The sequence below is a fragment of the Pseudomonas sp. LPB0260 genome, assembly GCF_013388395.1.
The window spans coordinates 4,007,056-4,023,198 of sequence record NZ_CP058247.1 but is presented as its reverse complement, the minus strand read 5'-3'; the positions used below and the strand labels follow the sequence as shown (position 1 = coordinate 4,023,198).

The 16,143-nt window shown below is 64.3% G+C and carries 13 protein-coding genes and 1 pseudogene; 4 read left to right on the top strand and 10 right to left on the bottom strand.

The window, feature by feature from the left end:
* Nucleotides 1-262 precede the first annotated feature (262 nt).
* A complete protein-coding gene (locus LPB260_RS18000) occupies nucleotides 263-724 on the top strand; it encodes an Rrf2 family transcriptional regulator (protein WP_208707169.1) in 462 nt (153 codons plus the stop codon).
* Nucleotides 725-764: 40 nt separating this feature from the next.
* Here the strand turns inward: LPB260_RS18000 and murI are convergent, their stop codons facing one another.
* The 3 genes from murI to LPB260_RS17985 form a co-directional block, all read right to left on the bottom strand.
* Nucleotides 765-1,571 carry a glutamate racemase gene (murI, locus tag LPB260_RS17995; RefSeq protein ID WP_208707168.1) on the bottom strand — a complete coding sequence of 269 codons (807 nt, stop codon included), beginning with the start codon at nucleotides 1,569-1,571 and terminating at the stop codon, nucleotides 765-767.
* A 6-nt stretch (nucleotides 1,572-1,577) separates the two neighbouring features.
* Complete coding sequence (locus LPB260_RS17990; RefSeq protein WP_208707167.1) at nucleotides 1,578-2,807, bottom strand: benzoate/H(+) symporter BenE family transporter; 1,230 nt, start codon at nucleotides 2,805-2,807, stop codon at nucleotides 1,578-1,580.
* A gap of 86 nt (nucleotides 2,808-2,893) precedes the next feature.
* Nucleotides 2,894-3,499 carry a glutathione S-transferase family protein gene (locus LPB260_RS17985; RefSeq protein WP_208707166.1) on the bottom strand — a complete coding sequence of 202 codons (606 nt, stop codon included), beginning with the start codon at nucleotides 3,497-3,499 and terminating at the stop codon, nucleotides 2,894-2,896.
* Between the two features lie 256 nt (nucleotides 3,500-3,755).
* Between LPB260_RS17985 and LPB260_RS17980 the strand changes: the two genes are divergently transcribed.
* Nucleotides 3,756-4,082: a helix-turn-helix domain-containing protein gene (locus tag LPB260_RS17980; protein WP_208710021.1), complete on the top strand. Its 327-nt coding sequence runs from the start codon at nucleotides 3,756-3,758 to the stop codon at nucleotides 4,080-4,082.
* Nucleotides 4,083-4,107: 25 nt separating this feature from the next.
* On the opposite strand, the gene LPB260_RS17975 is transcribed toward LPB260_RS17980, so the two are convergent.
* The 7 genes from LPB260_RS17975 to LPB260_RS17945 form a co-directional block, all read right to left on the bottom strand.
* The gene (locus tag LPB260_RS17975; RefSeq protein ID WP_208707165.1) at nucleotides 4,108-4,884 is read right to left on the bottom strand and encodes a TSUP family transporter; all 777 of its coding nucleotides are present in this window, start codon (nucleotides 4,882-4,884) and stop codon (nucleotides 4,108-4,110) included.
* Between the two features lie 34 nt (nucleotides 4,885-4,918).
* Nucleotides 4,919-5,125: a 4-oxalocrotonate tautomerase family protein gene (locus LPB260_RS29450; protein WP_371926106.1), complete on the bottom strand. Its 207-nt coding sequence runs from the start codon at nucleotides 5,123-5,125 to the stop codon at nucleotides 4,919-4,921.
* Between the two features lie 50 nt (nucleotides 5,126-5,175).
* Entirely contained in the window at nucleotides 5,176-5,574 is a 399-nt protein-coding gene (locus LPB260_RS17965) for a rhodanese-like domain-containing protein (protein ID WP_208707163.1), read from the bottom strand.
* A gap of 66 nt (nucleotides 5,575-5,640) precedes the next feature.
* Nucleotides 5,641-6,558 (bottom strand): hypothetical protein, encoded by a 918-nt coding sequence (locus LPB260_RS17960; RefSeq protein ID WP_208707162.1) that lies wholly within the window; start codon nucleotides 6,556-6,558, stop codon nucleotides 5,641-5,643.
* Between the two features lie 104 nt (nucleotides 6,559-6,662).
* The gene (locus LPB260_RS17955) at nucleotides 6,663-10,985 is read right to left on the bottom strand and encodes a non-ribosomal peptide synthetase (RefSeq protein ID WP_208707161.1); all 4,323 of its coding nucleotides are present in this window, start codon (nucleotides 10,983-10,985) and stop codon (nucleotides 6,663-6,665) included.
* A 45-nt stretch (nucleotides 10,986-11,030) separates the two neighbouring features.
* On the bottom strand, nucleotides 11,031-11,993 hold the full coding sequence (locus LPB260_RS17950; RefSeq protein WP_208707160.1) for a diiron oxygenase: 963 nt from the start codon (nucleotides 11,991-11,993) through the stop codon (nucleotides 11,031-11,033).
* A gap of 40 nt (nucleotides 11,994-12,033) precedes the next feature.
* Nucleotides 12,034-13,365, bottom strand: coding sequence for an aspartate aminotransferase family protein (locus LPB260_RS17945; protein WP_208707159.1), 1,332 nt, complete (start codon nucleotides 13,363-13,365; stop codon nucleotides 12,034-12,036).
* Between the two features lie 717 nt (nucleotides 13,366-14,082).
* On the opposite strand from LPB260_RS17945, the pseudogene LPB260_RS17940 reads away from it, so the two are divergent.
* Both LPB260_RS17940 and LPB260_RS17935 read left to right on the top strand, forming a co-directional pair.
* A pseudogene (locus LPB260_RS17940) lies at nucleotides 14,083-15,158 on the top strand (diguanylate cyclase domain-containing protein); the annotation flags it as partial.
* Nucleotides 15,141-16,073, top strand: a complete 933-nt coding sequence (locus LPB260_RS17935) for a putative bifunctional diguanylate cyclase/phosphodiesterase (protein ID WP_371926161.1) — start codon at nucleotides 15,141-15,143, stop codon at nucleotides 16,071-16,073. The pseudogene LPB260_RS17940 and the gene LPB260_RS17935, both read left to right, overlap by 18 nt.
* Nucleotides 16,074-16,143: the final 70 nt, after the last annotated feature.

Below are 16,143 nucleotides of genomic sequence, written 5' to 3'. Positions count from 1 at the left end.
TGGACGGTCATCCAGGAAAATAGACCGGAAATCGTCCGGGGTGATGCCGGCCTGCATCGTTGCGAGAGGGGGGGCGAGTCCTGGCGCAAAACGATGGGCCGTTGTCGGGGTTGAACATCGCCCTGTCGCCGCTATATGGCTAACGTATATAGTGGGATTGGATGCTCCATTGTTCGGCGGATTGGCCGGGAACAAATATAAAAAATCAGTTGGGCTGCCACATAAATGATTCTTCTATATAACTGTATTTCGGGACTAGAACATGCCTGCCAGTACGCGGTTCGCAGTAGCGGTACATATACTCACTGGCCTAGCCATCCATGAAAACGAACCGCTGCCTTCGGAGATCATTGCGAAGAGCGCCAATACCAATGCCTCGGTGATCCGCCGGATCATGTCGATGCTCAATACTGCAGGCTTTTCCAGGTCGCAGCTGGGGCAGGGCGGAGGAGCGCTGCTGGCCAGGCCGGCCAGCAGCATCACCCTGCTCGACGTGTTCAGGGCCGTGGAGACGACGCCGCTGTTTACCCTGCATCACGCGGTGCCTGATTCAGGCTGCGCAGTGGGAGAATATATAGCGCCGGTGCTGCAGGAAAAGATTAATAGCGCCGTGGCCGCACTGGAAGCGGAACTCAATGGCGTAACTATCGCCGATATTGCCTGCCGTATTTCCGAATGCGAGCGGGGATGTCCCGAACTCGATAAGTATCACGGGCGAGTCTAAGAGCTGCTCACGCTATTTGGCCGGTTTAATGTGTCCGCATTTAATCGCGGCCAAGTGGCGGCAATTGGCGCACCTCCAGGCGCTGATCCAATAGCGCGCCTATGGTGTCGCGGGCCTGGTCCGTGGCAGCGCTTGTCCAGACCGAATCGATGCCCAGTTCGACTCGACTCCTGAGCAGTCCCTGCTCGTGCAACCGTCTCCTGACTTCGGCGGCGACTGCTGGCGAGGGGTCGACGATCCGCACGCCGGCACCGGCCACCCGGGCGATGCTGTCGATCAAGAAGGGGTAGTGGGTGCAGCCCAGCACCAGGGTGTCGGCGCCCTTGCGCAGTGCCGGAGAGAGCAGGGCGTGCAGCTGCGTATGCAGCTCCGCCGAGTCCAGGTCGATGGCCTCGACCCGGTCGGCAAGGCCCGGGCAGGGGACGAAGAGTACCTCCACGCCAGCCTCGTGGCGGCGGCGCAGCCGGTGCAGGCTATCGCTCTGCAGGGTGCGGCTGGTGGCCATGACGGCGATCACCCCGCTGCGGGTCAGGGCGACCGCTGGCTTGATGGCCGGCTCGATGGCGATGATCGGAACATCGAAGGCCTCGCGCAGCGCGCCGACGGCCACCGCGGTAATGGTGTTGCAGGCGATGACCACGGCTTTGCAACCCTGCTCGACGAGAAACTCGATGATTCGTGCCGAGCGTCTAGCGATCCAGGCGGTGCTGCGGTCGCCGTAGGGGGCATAGGCGGAATCCGCGACATAGAGCAGGTCTTCATGGGGTAGCTCGCGGCGGATGTCGCGTAGCAGCGACAAGCCGCCGACTCCCGAGTCGAGTACGCCAACCGGCCTGAATGCAGACACCGTGCGCTACTCCAGATTCTTGTCGAGCTTGTTGCCGCGTGGACTGCGTAGGCGCGCCAGCAGGCCCTGCAGATCGGGCGAGGCCTGCAGCACCAGCATCGCCAGCGCGCCCGCCAGCATGCCCCAGAACGCCGAACCGATGCCCAGCAGCGAGACCCCGGAGGCGGTGACGAGAAAGGTGATTAACGCCGCCTCGCGGTGCTGCTCCTCCAGCAGGGCGCTGGCCAGGCCATTGCCGATAGTGCCGAGCAGGGCCAGGCCGGCGATTGCCAGGATCAGCTCATTGGGAAAGGCCAGGAACAGCGCGCCGACCGTGGCGCCGAAGATGCCCACCAGCAGGTAGAAGAAGCCCGCGGCCACGGCGGCGCTGTAGCGCTTGGTCGGGTCTTCGTGGGCTTCCTTGCCGGTGCAGATGGCGGCGGTGATGGTCGCCAGGTTCAAGGCATAGCCGCCAAACGGGGCCAGCAGCAGGGTGGCCACTCCGGTCCAGCCGATCAACGGCGAGCTGGGTGTCTGGTAGCCCGAGGCGCGCAGCACGGTGAGCCCCGGCAGGTTCTGCGAGGCCATGGTCACCGCAAACAGCGGCAGGGCTACGCCGATCATCGCTTGCAGGGAAAAGCTCGGGGCGACGAACTGCGGGGTGGCCAGGGCCAGCTCGACGCCGTCGAAATTCAGCATTCCGCGACTGGCGGCGATGGCTACGCCGACCGCCAGCGGGGCGACCACCGCGTAGCGTGGCAGCAGGCGGCGCGCCAGCAGGTAGCAGGCGAACATCGGGAATACCAGGCCGAACTGGCTATTCATCGCGGCAAATGCATCCAGGCCGAAGCGCAGCAGAATGCCGGCGAGCATGCCGGCGGCGATCGCCATGGGGATGTGCTTGACGATGCGCTCGAACCAGCCGCTGAACCCACAGAGGGTGATCAGCAGGCCGCAGGCAATGAAGGCTCCGGTCGCCTCGGCCAGGTCGACCCCGGAGGCGCTGGTGATCAGCATGGCGGCCCCGGACGTGGACCAGGCGATGGCGATGGGCGCGCGATAATGCAGGGACAGGGCGATGCCGGTAACGCCCATGCCGATGCACAGGGCGAGCATCCAGGAGCCGATCTGCGCCGGGCTTGCCCCCAATGCCTGCGCCGCCTGAAACACCAGCACGGCGGAGCTGGTAAAACCGACCAGTACCGTCACGAAGCCGGCGTTGATGGCGGAAAGGGAAAGGTCTTTGAACAAGGTCATGGCACTACATCCTGTAGCCAGTTTGCTTCGTCATGGGCCGCGCAGAGGTCCTGCTGGAGCAATCTGCGCGGCGTGTACGCAGCCGCTTACTGCGAGGCGCTCTGCTGGTCTTCGATCGCCTTGATGAAGGCCGGATGGGCTTTCACCGCCTCGATCATGCGCCGCACCTTGTCGCTCATGAGGATGTCGACGGGGAAGTACTGACCCCAGCTGGCGTAGACCGCCAGCATCATGTCGACCACTGTGATCCGATCGCCGCAGACGAAGGTCGACTGTTGCAGCTGCTTGTCCACCGCACCCCACAGGGCATTGATGGCGTCGCTCGCTGCGCTCAGCGCCTGCTCCTTGGCCGGGCCGTCGTCGAGGGTCTTGCCGATGAAGAACAGACGGCCGTAGGCCGGGTGCATGGTGGCGTTGGCGAACATCACCCACTCGATGAAGCGGGCCTTTTCCAGGCCGCTTTCCGGCAGCATCTGGTTCTTGTGCTTGTCCAGCAGGTAAAGAATGATCGCCGCGCCTTCGCGGATCACCTGGCCGTTATCGACCAGCACCGGGACCATGCCGCGCGATTCGAGCTTGTCGAAGTCCGTTGCCTTGTTGCGGTCGATCGCCTCGACCGGCTGGTTGAGCTCGTTGAGCAGCGCGTGAATGGCCAGCGAACAGGCACCCGGCAGATAGTACAGCTTGTACATGTGCTTCTCCTTTACATGGTTTCGAGCTGACGCTCGTCGAAAGAGCGGGGCCGGGCTGGGCCCCGCGGTCTACCTCTATTGCTGATGCCCCATGTGCCGGACGGGCCCGGCGCGCGGGGATGGCGATGGAGCGAGTCTAGGCAACCTGGGTTACTTTCGTATACCTGCATTCCTTTAGTTGCTACATTTACTGGTAACCATCCGGTAACCAGCTTTCCAAGGAGTCGACCATGCTGCCCAGACGCCGCAACCGCGTATCCAGCCCCCGGGAAACTGCCCGCTGAGCGAATGCCTGAGCATCATCGGCGGCGCCTGGACGCCCAATATCATCTGGTACCTGAGCCAGCAGCCGCGTCGCTTCAGCGAGCTGAAGGCGGATATCCCGGGGATATCCGCCAAGGTGCTCACCGCTCGCCTGAAGAAGCTCGAGAGCGAGGGAGTCGTGCTGCGCCGGGTCCTTCCAACCTCTCCGCCCAGCGTCGAGTACAGCCTGTCTTCGCTCGGGCAGGAGCTGAAGCCGGCGATCGAGGCCATAGTCGCGGTCGGTCACCGCCTCAAGGATCTGGAGCAGCAGGCCGGGTGAGTCCGCCGGCATCGAGTCCCGCCGCTCAGAACCAGGCATTGGCCAGTTTCCACAGTGTCGCGCCGCACAGCATGACCAGCATGACCAGCAGCATGCGGCGGATGTAGGCCGCTCCCCGGCGGATCGCCGCCCGACTGCCCAGCCAGCCGCCGAGCGCATTGGCCAGGATCATTGGCACGGCCACTGCCCAGACAACCTTGCCAGCCCAGATGAATGCGGCCACGCCACCGACATTGGTCAGCAGGTTGATCGGCTTGGTGGTCGCGGTGGCGGCGAGCATCTCCAGCTTCAGCCGTGCATGCTTGACCAGCACCAGAAAGACCCCGGTCCCGGGCCCGGAAAAACCGTCGTAGAGCCCGACGGGCATCAGGTTGCAGATGATGCGCGCGGATGACGGTGGCGGCCCGCCGCCGCGTGTGTCGGTCCTGACCAGCAGGGCCGCCAGCAGGGCGACGATCAGGCAGCCGAGAATGCACAACTCCAGCAGCCAGTCGGGGGTGAGCATGGCCAGGTGGCTGCCCAGACAGGCGGCCAGCAGGCAAGGCAGGGCCGCCACCCGGACGATCCGCCAGACCACCTGGCCGCCGAGCATATAGCGCACGGCGGCGCTGGCGGTGCCCATCAGGGCTACCGCCTTGTTGGTTGCCAGAACGTTCACCGGCGGCATGCCGGAAAGCAGCAGGATGGGCACCTGGATGATGCCGCCGCCGCCGGCGATGGCGTCCAGGTAGCCGGCCAGCAAAGCACCGAGCACCAGGACGGCCAGCCATCCGAGGGCCATATCCGGCAGCATCAGCTCCATTCGGGGCCGCCTTCAACGGACCGGCACAAGGGGCTCACAGACCCAGTCGCCTGCGCCGTTCGCTGACCTGTTCGCCGCCGCTGCCCCAGTTGTCGGTGTTGACCTCGTCGATCACCACGAAGGTGGAGGCCGGGTCCTTGTCGAGCACATCCTGCAGGGCCTGGGTCACGCGGGCGATCAACTCGGCCTTCTGTTGCCGGGTGACACCGAGGTCGGTCACTTTGATATTCACGTAAGGCATGGTCTTCTCCTGATTGCGGAATTCCGCGGGGCGTTTGTCGGGCGCCGGGGTCAGTTGCAGCCGCAGCTCTCGGCTTCCAGTGCGGCGCTGTCGAGGGCGCCCTGGGTGGGGAAGCCGCTGCGCTTCCACCATTCCAGGCCGCCGATCAGTTCCTTCACCCGGAAACCGAGCTGGGCCATCTTCAGCGCCCCAGCGGTCGATGCGTTGCAGCCGATGCCGTCGCAGTAGACGACGTAGAGCACGTCGCGGCGCAGGCCGGCGGTATGCTCGGCGGTCATCTGCTGGTGCGGGAAACTGATCGCCGCGGCGATGTGTTCACGGCAATAGGCCGGCGCCGTGCGGGCGTCGAGCACGACGACGTCATCGTCGTTCTTCTGCGCCTGGGCCAGGTCCCAGGCATCGATTTCGTAGGCTAGCTTGCTGGCGTAGTGGTCAATCTGCGGCTGCATAGGTGTCATCCTTGGTTGCGGTCGGTGGACCCGGCAGGCCGTGGGCGCCGCCGGGTCGGGTGGCACTCAGGCGAAGATGTAGCGCCGCTCGCGATCGGCGTCGAAGTAGGGGCTGTCGACGATCAGGCTGCCATCCTCCTTGCAGATCTCCAGATGGAACTTGGTCGGCCCGGCGTAGCCGTAGTGATCGCGCGGGATCTCGATGCTCTTGGCGCGCGCCAGGTCGTAGCGCGAGTCGTCGGCGATGAAGCGCAGGGAGAATGCGTCACGGGTCTGCAGCTCGCCCTCGCCGAGCGGCACGCTGCGGTGGATCACGTACTTGTCGAAGAGCAGCGCGTCGCCCAGCTCGTAGTCGTCCTCGACCGCGAAGTACTCGAGCAGGCGGCCGATACCGGAGGAGTTGAGCGGTTCGTCGCGAAGCGCGACATAGTCCTCGAAGGCGATGCCGCCGGACTTGATGCGCTCATCCAGGCAGCGGAAGACCGCCGGGTCGATGAAGTCGTACATGAACTCGCCGGAGATCACGTCGCGCGGCACGTAGCGCATGCCGCCGGCCTGCCCCTTGGTGTCGATCCGGTGCAACGGTGCCCAGAGGGTGGTGGCGTAGTCCTCCGAGCGGTTGAAGCCGAAGCTCTGCGACTCGATGTGCCAGCTGAAACCCTTGCTCACGCCCTGCTTCAGACCGAAACCGACGCCCTGGGTGAAGAACAGGGTGCGTTGGTTGAGATCGCGCATGATCTGCTGGAACTGCGGATTGCCGAGCAGTTCGAAGATCACCTCGTCGTCGTTGCACAGGTCATAACGCAGCTTGTCGAAGCCCTTCTGATAGTGATCGGTCGGGGTTTCCAGTTCCTCGTTCACCCGCTTGCGCAAGTAGTCGATCATCTCGGCAGAGAACAGCTGCTTGAGCAGGACGAAGCCGGTTCTCTGGTAGTCGGCGATATGGGCTTCGGTCAGGCGAAATTTCTGGTTGAGCGTTTCCACAAAACACATCTCCATTGTCTATTTGATGGACCAGTTGAAATCTGCGGCGCAGCGACCGCCAACACGACGCAACGGCGCGCTAGCGGTTGCCCCGCCGGCAGGCGTCATACCTGCCGCTGCAGAATCCGCGACGTATCGACTGCTTCATAACTGCCGGGACGAAGCGCGAATACATGCTCTTTCTTCAGCTCCTCGATGAACGCGTCGAGCCATTCATCGCTGGGCGAGGTGAAGCCCCGGCCCAGGCGCGCCAGGGCGCGCAGCGTGCGGTCGTTGCAGTACTTGATGTTGCGGCGCTTGCGGCTGGCCCAGAACTTCCCGAGCAGTACATCCGGGTCCTGGCTGCCGCTGATGGCACGGAACAGCTCGGCGAAGTCGCGGTGGGCGCTGCGCTGGAATGAGCAGCCCGCGCGCTCCAGGGCGGCAAACAGGCGCTCCATGCTGACCTCGTGAACGCTGTCGACGTGGTAGGTACCGGGCGGCGACAGGGCATCCAGGGAAAGCGCCACGATGCCCGCGGCGACCTCGTCGACTGGCGAGAGAATCACCGGCTCGCCGAGGCTGGCCGGCAGTTGGCCGACCTTGACGCAGGCGGCGAGGAACTGCACCAGGCGGTTGTCCTTGGCATTGATCTGGAAGCGCGCGCTGCGCGAGTCACCGGAGACGTTGCCGGCGCGATAGATGAAGCCGTTGTTGCCCTGCAGGCGGAAGGTGTTGAGCAGGCGCTCGGCGCTGTATTTGCTCTGCTCGTAGTTGTTCTGGAATTCCTGGGCGATATCCAGCGAGTCCTCGGAGAAGAACGCCAGCTCCGGCTTGCCGTTGACCCCGCTGACCGCCAGGGTCGACATGTAGTGCAGGTCCTTGTGGCGCTGCAGCAGGGCGAAGGCGATGCACGACTCCACCGACTGCACGTTGCTTCTGGCGAACTCCTCCTCGGTCCCGAACAGGCGGGTGTCGGCGGCGAAGTGGTAGATGGCTTCGACCTGTCGGGCCAGCGCCTGGTAGGTCGCGTCGTCCAGGCCCAGCTGCGGCGCGCAGACATCGCCCTCGTGGATGCTCAGGCGCTGGTCGAAACCCTCCAGCTGGATGCCCGGGAAATACCAGGCGAACAGGCGCTGCAGGCGCGCCCGGGCGCTGCTGCCATCCTTGTTGCGCACCAGGCAGTGGATATGCGCGTCGGTGTGCACCAGCAACTCCTTCAGCGCATAGACGCCGATGTAGCCGGTGGCCCCGGTCAGCAGGATCTGGCGGTACTCGCGGTGCTTCTGCCGGTGCGGCTGGGCGATCAGCTGCTTCGGCGCGTAGTTGATCATCCCGGTACGGGTGCCTGGCTCCAGCAGCAGTTGCGGCGTGCGCGCCGAGAACCCGGCGAGGTTGCACAGCTCGCTGCCGATGCCGCGCACCAGCTCGTGCATGGCGGCGGCCTCGACCGAGCGCGGGAAGGACAGGTCCAGCACCAACTGCCCGGCAATCACCCGCGCGGTCAGCTTCAGCTCATGACAACGGTTGTTCTGGGCATGCCGCGCGCGGCCGAAGGAGAAGGGCGCCGGCACCAGGGCGAAGCGTTCGTCATGGGCGAAATCGACGTCGCCCAGGTAGTTGAAGCATACCGGCGCCGAGGGCGTGTAGCGGCCCTGCACCGCGGGCTGATTGAGGCCGTAGCCGACCCCGAGGTCGTGCACCTCGGCGAAGGCCCGGGAAACCGCCGCTATGGCGGCGGACAGATCGAGGTGCGGCAGGTCGAGCAGCAACGGGAAGGTCGAGGTGTGCCAGCCGACCACGCGACTGACGTCGGTGCTGTCGTCGAAGGTCACCCGGCCATGGCTTTCGACGTCGATCGCCAGGTCGCGGCTGCCGCGCAAGCGGGCCAGGCCCAGGGTGAAGGCCGCCAGCAGGAGCAGGTGCAGCGGCGTGCCGGAGCTGCTCACCAGGTCGCGGAGCAGGCGCTGGCTGTCTTCGGCGCAGAAGCCGAGCCACAGCGTGGAGGCGGCACCCTCGACGTTGTCCTCGGCGAAATAGCGCGGCAGTGCGGCCACCCGCGCCTGGGTGCGGCGCAGCCAGGCGCTCTGCAACTGCTGCTTGTGGCCCTCGAGGTGCGCCACCCAATCCCAGAAGGTGGTCGGGTTGGGCGAACGTGGGGCCGGTGAGCCGAAGTAACGGTCGCTGTAGTGGCGTGTCAGTTCGGCAATGATGATGCGCCAGGAAATCACATCCACCGCCTGGTGATGGGCCACCAGCAGCAGCAGGTCGTCGCCGGACTTGACCTTGAACAGGTGCACGCGCAGCAGCCGGCCTTCGGCCAGGGACAGGGACTGATGCACGCGGTCCGCGACCCGCTCCACATGGTTCTGGGTTTCCGCCTCGTTGCCGCCGGCGATGAAGGAAACGCTGAGCACGTCGTTGCCGTCCTGCTCGACGTGGCTGGCGTAGGGGCCCTGGGGATCGTCCCGGTAGGCCACGGCCAGCGCCGGGTGCTGTTCGAGCAGCTGGCCCAGGGCGCCGTTGAGCACGGCCATGTCGACCTTGTCGACGCTCCTGAGCAACAGCGCCTGGTTGTAGTGATCCGGATGCTGCAGGCGCTGCTCCATCAGTTCGCGCTGTGCCGGCGAGAACAGGTCCAGGCGTTTGAGGTCGCGGGCCGGCGTGTCTTGCGCCCCCTGTTGCTCGCGCTGTTCCAGGGTGCGCAGCAGGCCCTGTATGCTGGGGGCCTTGAGAAAAGCATGGGCGCTGACCGGGAAGCCCTTCTCCTGCAGTTCGGCGATCAGCTGGATGGCATCCAGGGAGTCGCCGCCCAGCTCGAAGAAACTCTCTTCCAGGCCCGCGCTCGTGCTGCGCAGGTGCTTGCAGAACACCGTACGGATGACGTGCAGGCGTTCATCACCCTGTTCACCCAGGTGTGGCTGCGGCTCCAGGTCCTGCTGCGGGTGCTGCAGCCGGGCCATTAGCTGCTCGCGCAGCAGGGCCAGGTGGGTCTTGCCGTTGGCGTTGCGCGGAAATGCGTCCAGGCGCAGCAGCGTGCCCGGAATCATGTGGGCCGGAAGCAACGCCTGCAGGCGTTGCTTCAGCCAGACCTCCGGCGGCTCGCGGCGCTCGCTCAACAGCGCCGCGACCAGGCGCTCGCGGCCGCGCAGTGGGAGCAGGAAGACCGCGGCATCCTCGACGCCGGCCACCTTGCGCAGGACGTTCTCGACATGCTCGAGTTCGACTCGGTAGCCGTTGATCTTGACCTGCCGGTCGATGCGCCCGAGGAACTGCACCAGGCCGCTGTCGTCCAGGCTGACCAGATCCCCGGTCTTGTACAGGCGCAACCTGCCCTCCGGCCGCTCCAGGTCAACGAAGGCGTTGGCCGTGGCCTGCGGATTGCCACGGTAGCCCTGGGCCACCGAGGGACCACCGATATACAGCTCGCCGCGCGCCGCGCTGCGGCGAAAGGCTCCTTGCTCATCGCGCACATAGAGCAGGGACTGGCCGAACGGCCGACCGACTGGAACGCTGTCGGCCGCCAGGGCATCGAGCTGGGCGAGGTCGATGACCGGGTAGGCCGTCACCCCGACCGTGGTTTCGGTGGGGCCGTAGTGGTTGAACAGTCGAGCGATCCGCCCGGACGCCAGTACGCGACGGGCCAGCGTCTTGGGCAGGGCTTCACCGCCGAACACCAGGTACTGCAGGTTGGGCAGCTCGACGCCCGCCGGAAACATGGCGTTCCAGTGCGAGGGGGTGATCTTCAGAAAGTCGATGCTGTGCTGCGTCAGGTAGTCGCGAAAGGCGCTGGGGTCCTTGCGCTGGGCGATGCTCAACAGGTGCAGGCAACCGCCGGTGGTCAGCGAGAGAAACAGCGAGGTATTGCCCAGGTCGGCGGCCAGGGTGCTGACATGGGCATAGTGCAGGCCGCCTCCGATCGCCAGGCACTGGCGGATCGCCTGGCTGTAGTGCGCAACGTTGCCATGGCTGACGCTCACGCCCTTGGGTTTGCCGGTGGAGCCGGAGGTGAACAGCACGTAGGCGCTCGTGTCGGCCGTCGGGCTGGTGCTCCTGCCGGGCTCCAGCGCCCGCTCGGCGGCGTGAATGTCCAGGGCGGCCACACCCATTTCGCGCAAGGCCAGCAGGTGCTCGCTGTCGCACAGGACCAGATCCGCCTCGATGGCCACGAGGCGTTGGTAGTTCTCCTCGCGTACCCCGTCGTCCTCGACGAAGCTGTAGGCGGCGCCTGCCTTGAGCGCGCCGAACAGCGCGACAATGGCATGGACGTCGCGGCTGGTGTAGATGGCCACCAGCGCCGCGTCGGGCAGTCCCGCGTGCATAAGGTGGCCGGCCATTCGAGAGGACAGGCGCTCCAGCTCGAAATAGGACAGTGACTTGCCGGCCGCCACCACCGCCGGCTGGAGGGGTGAGGACTTGCTTAGCTCACGCAATTTTTCTAGCAGCATTTCATCAGCTTCCTGTCGAAATCTGGCTGTCGGATGGAGCTCCGCCTAGAGGGCGACGCCATGCTGGACAAAGGCTTCGCGGGTCGGCGGATGGTCGAGCACGCCACAGCGCCGCAGCAGCTTGACCAGGTTGGCCTTGGTGGTGCCGACGTAGTCATTGAGCCTCTCGAGAAACTGCGCCTGGGTATCGGCGATGATGCTGTCTGCTTCGCTCGCGCTGAAACCGCAGCCAAGCAGGACCTTGCGGTCGAAGTCGCGCGCTTCGTCGCCAGCCAGGTAGTCGTCCAGGTAGGCCGGCAGCATGCCGCCGATGACCCGCTTGGTGTCTTCGGGCAGGCGCGCCCAGTGGGCTGTCATCAGGTTGGCGAAGTAGCTGGCGTGGCGCCCCTCGTCGGAGACGTGGTCGGTCATCACCTTGGTGAAGGCCTGCGAGGCTTCCTTCTCGCGGCCGATGCTGATCAGGTCCTTGGTCAGGGTATGCTCGGCCAGGGTCACCGAGATCAGCTGAAAGTCGCTGTGGACTGCTTCGGGCAGCTGCGCGAAGGCGCGGTGCACGGCGCTCAGGTTGCCGTTGGTCTGTGGTACCTCGAGCGGCTCGATGCCAGTCAGGTTCTTCATCTGGATGATGTAGTCCAGGGCGACGTGGGCGTGGTAGCCCTCGTCAATGACCACGGTCAGGGCGTTGAGCTTCTCCTGCTCGCTGGCCCCGGCGATCACGTTGTTGACGATGTTCAGGCTGCAGTCGATGACGAAACGGGTCTCCAGCAGGCCGATCTCGTACATGTACTGGTAGGCGGACTGCGCGAGCACGTAGGCCACGCCCGCGTTGCCGAGGGCCTGCACCTTGGGATGCTCGCTGAGGATCTGCCGGGACTTCGGGTAGGTGAAGTCGTCCTTGGCGGCCTCGGCGATGACGATGCGCGGGCTGTTCTTCACCGTGGCCGTGGCGTACCACTTGTTAACCGATTCGAAGAATTGACTGGCGTTGAGTTGGACGGCTGCGTTCATGGGTATCCTCCTTGACTATGGGGTGGGTGGCGGTGCGGGTTCAGAACGGCATCAGTACCGGAAAGGCCTTGCGGTGGGCGCCCAGCGCCTGGCTGACGGACTCACCGAGGGCGACGGCGAAGTCCTCGAGATCGCGGCTGCTGTGGGCGGCGGAAAGGAAGATCGGCTCTTCCAGCGACGGCGCCATGAGGAAGCCCCGGTCGAGCATCTGCCGGTGCACGGCGGTGTAGATCTCGTAATGCTGGGTCTTCACGTCCTGGTACGAGCGCATCGGCCTGTGGCTGTCGCGGAAGGCGACGCCGCCGAGGGCACCGAAGCGGGTGAACAGGAACGGGATGTTCTGCGCGTTGAACTGCGCGTGGATGGCGGCGTCGAGGATCTGCCCCTTGCGCTCCAGCTCCTCGTAGAACCCCGGCTGCGCCAGTACGTCCAGCGCCGCGTTGGCGGCCGCCATGGTCAGCGGGTTGGCGGCGAAGGTGCCGGACTGGAACACGCTGTTGCCAATGGCCACGTGCTGCATGAAGCGCGCCTTGCCGGCGTAGGCGCCGATCGGCGTGCCGCCGCCGATGATCTTGCCGAAGGTGATCAGGTCCGGGTCGATGTCCATAAGGTTGCAGATGCCGCCGAAGGTGAAGCGGAAGCCGGTGACCACTTCGTCGAAGATGAACAGCGAACCGTACTGGTCGCACAGCTGGCGGATCAGGCCCATGAAGCCTTGCTGGGGGCGGACGAAGCCCATGTTGGTGGCGTAGGGCTCGACGACCACCGCGGCGATGGCGTTGCCATGGGCCTTGAACAGGCTCTTGAGCTGCGCCTCGTCGTTGTACTGACACAGCAGCACTTCGCGGTTGAGGTTCTCCGGAATGCCCTGGGTCACCCCCTTGACCTTGACCCCCGAATCGCTCGGGCTGGCCAGCAGCACATCCGAGTGGCCGTGATAGGAACCGACGAACTTGACCAGCAGGTTACGTCCGGTATGGGCGCGAGCGATGCGGGTGGCGGTCATCACCGCCTCGGTACCGCTGCAGACGAAACGGATCTGCTCGATCGCCGGCGTGCTTTCGACGATGCGCTTGGCCAGGCGATGCTCCAGCGGTGAGGTCAGACCCACTACCGTGCCCTGGGCGGCCTGGCTGGCGATCGCCTCGACCACCTCGTCACGGGCATGGCCCAGCAGCAGGGCGCCGAAGGCGTTGAGGAAATCCGTGTAGACGTTGCCGTCGACGTCGGTGATCTGCGCGCCCTTGGCCGAGGCGGCGCAGATCGGCTCGCCGCCGACCTGGCGGAAGGCGCGCATGGGGGAGCTGACGCCGTCGGGGACTACCGTGCGAGCAAGTTCGAAGAGCTGAGCGGAGGTCTTTGTGGAGCGCATGCTGGTTAACTTCCCTATTGGTTCCTAGCGGTTCGGTTGCTCCCTCGGTACTTCGCTCCTCCAAGGGGGTGATGCGTTTGCAGCGCCGATTTAAATGTATCTGTGTTGCAAACACATGAACGATTAGAGACCGGAAAAAAACGCCCGCGCCATTCGAAAATTGCAGAAACGTGACAAGGGTCACCGTCGAGTTTTTCGAGGGCTTTCGCGCGTCAGGCGCCAGGTCCCGCGCCAGAGCGGCTGGAGAATATTCCGCGCGAATCGGCGTTGGCCTGCTAGCGGATGGGCCACATAGGCGTGGGGAGGGGCTGGGATGGCTCGTGGTAATCGCGCGGTACGCTGGCACGAGCGCTTGGTCAGGGGGGGCAGGTGTGCGTCTGGCTGCCGGCCAGCGCCCGGTGGCGAGCGCGAAGGTGGGATTCGGGGGCACATGAGCTCGAGCCGTGGGTCAAACCATGCAGATGAGGCTCAGGTAGATAATTGTTTTTGACGCCTGATAAATGCCGGCTAAAACTATCGTTACCCCGATTTACGGTAAGCAAATCGACTAGCTATTGAGGCGGCGAGACTGTCCCGTTGCCCGGCTCATTTCCCGGAGCAGGCGTTGTGTCGGGCCGGACATAGACAAGGCTGTTGTTTCTGTGGACCCCAATGTCGAGGCGGCGGGTGCCCTCGAGTCACTTTTCCTGCGGTAGTCGGCTCTAATCTGGGGTCAGAATGAAAATAAGAAACGTGTGGATTGCTGCGGGCGCGACCTTCGGGTGCTTGATCTTGGTCGCGGCAGCCATGGCAGCGGTAATGCGCTATTCCTCAACGCACCTGCTCGAGCGCGATGCAGAGCATACAGCCCTATCCTGGGCCGAGTTCGTCGGTGCGACAGTTCCAGATCTTGAGGAGTTGTTCAGCGACGGTGAGCTCACTGACCGGGCGCGCCAGAATCTCACCTATTTTCGACGCGTGCAGGAAGTGTTCCGCTTCAAAATGTTTAGTCCTGAGGGCAAGACCATGCTGGTCTCGGACGACCTGGATCTGCCCGCAGGCGCCGTGAAGACTCAGAGCAATATTGGCCATGGCAATACCGTCGTCCGCGAGCTGGTGCTTAGCGGCGAAAACGTAGTCCTTTTGAAGCGAGGTGCCGCAGGTCCTGGGCGTCCCGCCATCTTCAGCGAGGCCTATGTGCCTATTTCGCGGGGGCAGCGCATGATTGGGGTGGTCGAAGTCTATGTCGATCAGTCCGAACGTGCTGCCCGTATCGAGCAGGCCTTCACCGTGGTCGCGGGAGCGATGTTCGCGTTACTGAGCGCCATCGGTGTCGTCGGCAGCGTGGTATTTCACCGGCGCCTCGAGGCCGAGAGAGAAGCCGAAGAACGCATGCGTTACTTAGCACATCACGATGCGCTGTCTGGACTGCTCAACCGGACGAGCTTCGGCGAGGCCCTGCAAGAGGCCAGCTGGCGCCACGACGCCGGAGGGGCAGAGTTCTCGGTGCTCTGCATCGATCTGGATCACTTCAAGGACGTGAATGACAGTCTCGGCCACGCAGCCGGTGACGAGCTGCTGCGGCAGGTTGGCGAGCGCCTGCGTTCTCTGGTTCGGCACGGCGACCGGGTCGCGCGCCTGGGGGGGATGAGTTCGCCATCCTGCAGAGTGGTGTGGCCTCAGCCGACGACGTGATCACCTTGGCGGAAAAGGTGGTGGAAGTGCTGGCTCGGCCTTATGGAGTTTTCGGGCAGACAGTTCAATCCAACGGGTCGGTCGGCGCCGCCATCTATGGGATGGACGCCAGGACTGTTGAGGCGTTGATGCACAAGGCGGACTTGGCGCTATACCGCGCCAAAGCCGCCGGCCGTGGTACTTTCAGCTTCTATGACGAGACGCTCGACAAGCAGCTTGAGGAGCGCCGCGACCTGATCAGCGAAATGCGAGTGGCAATCGGCGGCGAGCAGTTTCGGTTGCACTATCAGCCCCAGTATTCATCGGACGGCAAGACCCTCAACGGTTACGAGGCTTTGCTGCGCTGGACGCACCCCACACTTGGCCCACTGACGCCAGATAAGTTCATCCCACTGGCCGAAGATACCGGGCTGATCGACCCGCTTGGCCGCTGGGTCTTGCGCGCCGCGTGCACGCAGGCCGCGCTGTGGCCTAGTGATCTGAGCGTGGCGGTCAATCTTTCTGCTGCCCAGTTTCGCCACGGTGATCTAGTCGAGATAGTCGCTCGCACCCTGGATGCCACTGGCCTGCCCGCCCACCGCCTGGAGTTGGAAATTACCGAGTCATTGCTGATGAGCAATACCGAGCAGGTGACGCAGGCGCTCAGCCGGCTCGTAGCCATGGGGGTGCGCATCGCCATGGACGATTTCGGCACCGGCTATTCGAGCATGGCCTACCTGTGGCGCTTTCCTTTCGACAAGCTGAAGATCGACCGCGCGTTCACCGAGAATCTGGATACCGATCCCAAGGTCGGCCTGATCGTCAGGTCGATCATTGCGTTGTCGCATTCGCTGGATATACGGGTCAGTGCCGAGGGGGTGGAAAAAGCTGAGCAACTCAAGGTCTTGCGCAAGCATCGTTGCGATGAGGTTCAGGGTTATTTGTTAGGGCGTCCAGTTCCTGACGATCAGTTGGTCCATCTAGGCGCAGCAGAGGCGCCTGATGGGATCGTTCAGGCTCAGAGCACTGCGGGAGTCGAGCCAGATTCGATGTAACAAGCCACTGAAGAGCTTTTGCATGGCTGTTAGCTGGGGCGATTGGGTTCTGCCCCATTTTTACGGGCGG

Coding starts and splice junctions, on each gene's coding strand:
- LPB260_RS18000 (WP_208707169.1), top strand. CDS start 263: ATGCCTGCCAGTACGCGGTTCGCAGTAGCGGTACATATACTCACTGGC.
- LPB260_RS17990 (WP_208707167.1), bottom strand. CDS start 2,807: ATGACCTTGTTCAAAGACCTTTCCCTTTCCGCCATCAACGCCGGCTTC.
- LPB260_RS17985 (WP_208707166.1), bottom strand. CDS start 3,499: ATGTACAAGCTGTACTATCTGCCGGGTGCCTGTTCGCTGGCCATTCAC.
- LPB260_RS17975 (WP_208707165.1), bottom strand. CDS start 4,884: ATGGAGCTGATGCTGCCGGATATGGCCCTCGGATGGCTGGCCGTCCTG.
- LPB260_RS29450 (WP_371926106.1), bottom strand. CDS start 5,125: ATGCCTTACGTGAATATCAAAGTGACCGACCTCGGTGTCACCCGGCAA.
- LPB260_RS17965 (WP_208707163.1), bottom strand. CDS start 5,574: ATGCAGCCGCAGATTGACCACTACGCCAGCAAGCTAGCCTACGAAATC.
- LPB260_RS17955 (WP_208707161.1), bottom strand. CDS start 10,985: ATGCTGCTAGAAAAATTGCGTGAGCTAAGCAAGTCCTCACCCCTCCAG.
- LPB260_RS17950 (WP_208707160.1), bottom strand. CDS start 11,993: ATGAACGCAGCCGTCCAACTCAACGCCAGTCAATTCTTCGAATCGGTT.
- LPB260_RS17945 (WP_208707159.1), bottom strand. CDS start 13,365: ATGCGCTCCACAAAGACCTCCGCTCAGCTCTTCGAACTTGCTCGCACG.
- LPB260_RS17935 (WP_371926161.1), top strand. CDS start 15,141: ATGGACGCCAGGACTGTTGAGGCGTTGATGCACAAGGCGGACTTGGCG.